Annotated in this window: 5 protein-coding genes; 2 read left to right on the forward strand and 3 right to left on the reverse strand. The window is 63.4% G+C overall.

From position 1 onward, the window contains the following. Together kaiC and aqpZ are read right to left on the reverse strand one after the other, a co-directional pair. The coding region (gene kaiC / locus AC1DT2_RS14860; RefSeq protein WP_477297135.1) for a circadian clock protein KaiC at window positions 1-1,082 on the reverse strand (1,082 nt) is incomplete at its 3' end. An 81-nt stretch (window positions 1,083-1,163) separates the two neighbouring features. After that, window positions 1,164-1,901, reverse strand: coding sequence for an aquaporin Z (gene aqpZ, locus AC1DT2_RS14865; RefSeq protein WP_477297136.1), 738 nt, complete (start codon window positions 1,899-1,901; stop codon window positions 1,164-1,166). A gap of 169 nt (window positions 1,902-2,070) precedes the next feature. Here aqpZ and AC1DT2_RS14870 point away from each other — a divergent pair, with 169 nt between their 5' ends. After that, the gene (locus AC1DT2_RS14870; RefSeq protein WP_477297138.1) at window positions 2,071-3,219 is read left to right on the forward strand and encodes a hypothetical protein; all 1,149 of its coding nucleotides are present in this window, start codon (window positions 2,071-2,073) and stop codon (window positions 3,217-3,219) included. Here the strand turns inward: AC1DT2_RS14870 and AC1DT2_RS14875 are convergent. Next, on the reverse strand, window positions 3,181-3,576 hold the full coding sequence (locus tag AC1DT2_RS14875; protein WP_063572432.1) for a DUF1622 domain-containing protein: 396 nt from the start codon (window positions 3,574-3,576) through the stop codon (window positions 3,181-3,183). The two genes, AC1DT2_RS14870 and AC1DT2_RS14875, sit on opposite strands and share 39 nt — an antisense overlap. A gap of 388 nt (window positions 3,577-3,964) precedes the next feature. Here AC1DT2_RS14875 and AC1DT2_RS14880 point away from each other — a divergent pair. Next, the coding region (locus AC1DT2_RS14880; RefSeq protein ID WP_477297140.1) for a molybdopterin-dependent oxidoreductase at window positions 3,965-5,517 on the forward strand (1,553 nt) is incomplete at its 3' end.

The following is a 5,517-nucleotide window of genomic DNA, read 5'->3' on the forward strand; positions in this document are numbered from 1 at the left end:
CGCGCCAGATGCATCTCGAACCCGTAAAGGCTCGGGCGGGCCGCTTCGAACACCAACAGACCCGCATCGCGGTGTCGCTGCAGGTCGATACCCACCGATCCCATGTTGCGGATGACCTGGGCGGCCGACTCTTCGAAGGCGAAATACAGGCTGCGTTCGCCACGGGCACAGGCCGCGTCGACAAACGAGGCCGCGAGCGTCGATTTGCCCGTACCGGCGGAACCCGACACCAGCACGCTGGAGCCACGGTAGTAACCATGACGTCCGAGCATCGCGTCCAGCCCTGCGACGCCGGCAGAGATCACCTCCGACGACACCTCGTGCGCCAGCCCCGCCGAGGTGATCGGCAACACGGTCACGCCTTGCTCGTCGATGAGGAAGGGATATTCGTTGGTCCCGTGGGACGAACCGCGATACTTGATCACGCGCAAACGGCGTGTCGTCACCTGGTCGATCACGCGGTTGTCGAGCAGGATCACGCAGTCGGAGACGTACTCCTCGATGCCGTACCGGGTGAGCTGGCCTTCGCCACGCTCCGCGGTCACGATCGCCGTGACGCCCTTGGCCTTGAGGAAGGCGAAGAGGCGGCGCAACTCCGATCGCAGCGTGGCCGAATCCTCCAGCCCCGCGAACAATGCCTCGACCGTATCCAGGACGACGCGTTTGGCGCCTATCGTGTCGATCGCGTGGCCAAGACGCACGAACAGGCCTTCCAGATCGTAGTCACCGGCTTGTTCGATCTCTCCACGCTCGAGGCGCACGTAGTCCACGACCAGCTTTTTTCGCGCGATGAGATCGTCGAGGTCGAAGCCGAGCGAGGCGACGTTGGTGGTGAGCTCGTCCTGGCGCTCCTCGAAGCTCATGAAGACGCCGGGATCGCCGTGATCTTCGGAGCCCTTGACGAGAAAAGTGATGCCGAAGAGCGTCTTGCCGCAGCCGGCCGCGCCGCACATAAGCGTGGGACGGCCTTCGGGCAGGCCTCCGAAGGTGAGCGCGTCCAGACCGGCAATGCCGGTGGGGGTTTTGCGCAGCGGTGGGGCCTTGTGTGCCCCGGGGTCCTGGGCGGAGACCTGGTCGGTCATTCGATACCTTTCTTTCGCGGGCTGTTTATTTATGCCGGGAAAGGGTATCCAGACCGCGTGAAGCGCCGGTGATCGGCCGCCTTATCTCCCGGCCGATGGTCGAACGCCCTCGATGTCCTCCAGCGGCTCCGGCCCCGTTTCCAGCAGCGCCTTGTGGACCCAGCCACCGACGGCGCCACCCACCAGTGGCACCACCCAGAACAGCCACAACTGGCCCAGCGCCCAGCCACCCTGGAATACGGCAACGCCCGTGCTTCGCGCCGGATTCACCGAGGTGTTGGTCACCGGAATGGAAACCAGATGGATSAGCGTCAGCGCAAGGCCGATGGCCAGCGGCGCAAAGCCGACCGGAGCGCGCTTATGCGTGACGCCAAGGATGACGATGAGGAAGAACGCCGTGAGGACGAACTCGGCAACAGCCGCCGCGGCCAGCGAGAAGCCGCCGGGAGAGTGCTCGCCGTAGCCGTTGGTGGCGAAACCGAGCGCGACATCGAACCCGGGCTTGCCGCTGGCGATGATGTAAAGCACACCACCGGCAGCGATGCCACCGATGACCTGGGCGACGACATATGGGACAACATCCTTCGCCGGAAAACGGCCGGCCGCGAAGACACCCACTGTAACGGCGGGATTGAAATGAGCGCCCGAGATGTAGCCGACGGCATAAGCCATCGTCACGACGGTCAGGCCGAACGCGAGCGCGACGCCTGCAAAACCGATACCCAGTTCTGGAAAAGCGGCGGCGAGTACCGCGCTGCCGCAACCACCGAATACCAGCCAGAAGGTACCGAGGAACTCAGCCAACAAGCGCCTGGACATGAGGTGACTCCTTGAGCTGCGGGTAACAAATACTCGGTGCCTGGGCACCGCAGCGTCATGCGTACAATTACTGTGTCGAGGCTAGGTAAGCCTTCGCTAGGTCGCTATGCCCAGGGCATCTAGCCTCTCGCCATGACCTGATGCCGGCGCCAACGCCACTGAGGCCGTGATGCGCGCGGGAGTTCTCTTCAGCGAGTCCATGCACGTCGAGATGCTGCGACGCCTGCGGCTGATCCATGTCGACGACCGGCGCGAAGCGACGCGACGCGTCGTCCTGGCGATCGCCCTCGGCTGGGTGCCGCTGCTGGTGCTGTCGCTGGTCAGTGCGAACGCCACGTCGATGCCTTCGTTTATCCGTGACGTAGCCGTACACGCCCGCTTCCTGCTTGCCGTTCCCCTTTTCATCGTGGCGGAATACGTCGTCCTGCCTCGTCTGGAATCGATGGCGACGTATTTCGCTGAGACCAACCTGGTGCCACCCTCGCGAAGGGACGAGTACGAGGGGCTGCTCGCCAGCAGCCGTCGCCTCAGCAGCGGCGTGTGGCCCTCCGGCTTTCTCGTGATCGTCGTCTATGCCTTCGCCATTCCCCTGGCCATCGTCGTTCCGCGCGAGCTGCTACCGCTCTGGCAACGCGGCATGCTGGCCGGCGGCTTCTCGATGGCGGGCTGGTGGCACCTCGCCATCAGCCTGCCGCTCCTTCTGGGGCTGGTGCTCGCGTGGCTCTGGCGATTGGGCGTATGGTTCCGGTTCCTCTGGCGGATGGCGCATATGGGCCTCTACCTGGTCTCGGCCCACCCCGACCAGACCGGCGGCCTGCAGTTCCTGGCGTACTCGCCGCGAATCCTGTCTACGCTCGCGCTGCCTATCGGTATTGTCGTTGCCGGCACGCTGGCCAATAAAGTGATCGCGGGTGCATCGCCCATCGGCCACGAGGCGACGCCGATCGTCACGGCCGTGGTGACGCTCCTGTTGTTTGCCACCCCGCCACTGGTTTTCACACGTGCACTGCTGGTGGCCTGGCGCATCGGCGTCTACCGCTACGGCGACCTCGCCGCGCGCGGTGGCGAAGTGTTCGAGGCCCGGTGGTTTGCCGAGGGCCAGAAGCTGGACAGCGACCTGCTGGAGCGCCCTGACTTCTCGGCGACAACCGACCTCTACGCCATCACGGCGAATGTTTATGCGATGCGGACGGCCATCTACGACATTCCCGGCCTGCTATCGATCGTGGTCGCCACGGCGCTTCCGTTCGTGCCGATCTGGCTCTCCGCCATTCCCTTCTCAACCATCGTCAACCATCTCGTCGACGCGCTTTTCTGATTCCTCTCGCTGCCAGGGCCACCGTCCCTCCACTTCGAGGATCAGCGACCAGCTGAGGAAGGTACGGATGACGACCAGAAGGCCGAGCGAGAGCACGCTCTGCACCGAGCTGTCGAGCGCAATAGTGCGCACGATATCGGCGGCAACGAGGATCTCCAGGCAAAGCAGCAAGGCCCTCCCCAGTCGCTGCTTGTACTGCTTGTAATGCGCGGGAGGATTAGCGACCCGGCGGAGCAGTCCCGCGAGGTAGATCGCCGTAGCGGCGACGATCGCGCAGATGATCAGTGCCGTGGCCAGCAACTCGATACCGAGCGCAGCGACCTCGATCCAGGTGTGCGCGCTGCTGGCGGCTTCCATGGCGAGCTTTCCCCTGTGGTCGGGTAGAGGGCAGATTGAGGGGCATTGTCGAGCGGCGGGGCGCGTTGCGGCGACCGAGCAATTACGGGGRTGGCGACCGTAGAAGTACGGGGGTGGTGATTGGGCTGTGGGGGTGTCCCTTATATTTTATGGTTATTCAATATGTTATGAAACATTGTTCTTGTGGAATCGCCGATGAATCGGCTCCTACAGAGGAGGGATCGCGGTGTTTGGAGGGCAAGAATGTCATCGACCTTGGCGCGATGATCGTGCTACGTTTTTGACCAGCAGGCCGGTGTTCCGACACCGCCTCGAAGTAAAGCCGAGCCACGTCGCCGTCCGTTTACCGGGCGGTCTGTCCAAGCCAGGTTTCGAGGGAGCTCAAGTCATGCCACTCACTCGCCGTGAGTTTCTGAAAGTCACCGGGATGGGGCTCGCTGCCGGCAGTCTCGGCATGCTCGGCTTCGGCGCCTCGGGCGTCGCGCAAGCGGCCGCGGTGCGACCCTTCAAGCTGGCCCACGCCACCGAGACACGTAACACGTGTACTTACTGCTCGGTCGCCTGCGGCATCCTCATCTACAGCATGGGTGACCGGGCCAAGAACGCCCTCTCCAACATCATCCACATCGAAGGTGATCCGGATCATCCGGTGAACCGTGGCACGCTGTGTCCGAAGGGCTCCGCGCTGCTCGACATCGTGCACGCCCCTACCCGCCTGAAAGCGCCGCGATATCGAAAACCGGGCGGCACCGAATTCGAGGAGGTGTCCTGGGACTTCGCCCTTGACCGCATCGCGCGGCTGATGAAGGAGGACCGCGACAAGCACTTCATCACGCAGAACGCGGCAGGCACCACCGTCAACCGCTGGATCAGCACCGGCATGCTGGCGGCCTCGGCCTCATCCAGCGAGACCGCCTACCTCACATGGAAGGTGGCACGTTCACTCGGCATGGTGGTGTTCGACAACCAGGCGCGCGTCTGACACGGACCGACGGTGGCCAGTCTGGCCCCATCATTCGGTCGCGGTGCGATGACCAACACCTGGCAGGACATCAGGAACGCCAATCTCGTTATCGTCATGGGTGGCAACGCCGCCGAAGCACACCCGTGCGGCTTCAAATGGGTGATCGAAGCGAAGATCGAGAACGGCGCCAAGCTCGTCGTGGTCGATCCGCGCTTCACACGTACCGCGTCTGTAGCCGACTACTACGCCCCGATCCGTCCGGGTACCGACATTGCGTTCCTCAGCGGCGTGATGCACTACCTGCTGGAGAAAGACACGATCCAGCACGCCTACGTGCGCGCTTATACCAACGCCAGCCTGATCGTTGCGGACGGCTTTTCCTTCGAAGACGGTCACTTCAGCGGCTTCAATGGCGAAACCAACACCTACGACAAATCGAGCTGGAACTACGAGTTCGACGAACAGGGCTTCGCCAAAACGGACGACACCTGGCAGGACCCGCGATGCGTCATCAATCTCCTGAAGCAGCACGTGTCACGCTACACACCGGAGATGGTCTCGCGGATCACGGGCACGCCGCAGGACAAATTCCTGCACATATGCGAACTCATCGCCGCCACCGCCGCGCCGGACAAGGCGATGACCAGCCTGTTCGCGCTGGGTTGGACGCAGCATTCGGTCGGTGCGCAGAACATCCGCGCCATGGCGATGGTCCAGCTGCTGCTGGGCAATATCGGCGTGGCCGGCGGTGGCATGAATGCCTTGCGTGGTCACTCCAACATCCAGGGCCTGACCGACATCGGCCTTCTGTCGAACCAGATGCCCGGCTACCTCAGCCTGCCGACGGACAAGGAAACCAGCTACGACGAGTACATGAAGACAAAGCTGTTCAAGCCGCTGCGCCCGGGGCAGACCAGCTATTACCAGAACTACGGCAAGTTCGTCGTCAGCCTCCAGAAAGCCCTGTGGGGCGACGC

The sequence above is a fragment of the Luteibacter sp. P4_E6 genome (assembly GCF_056401535.1).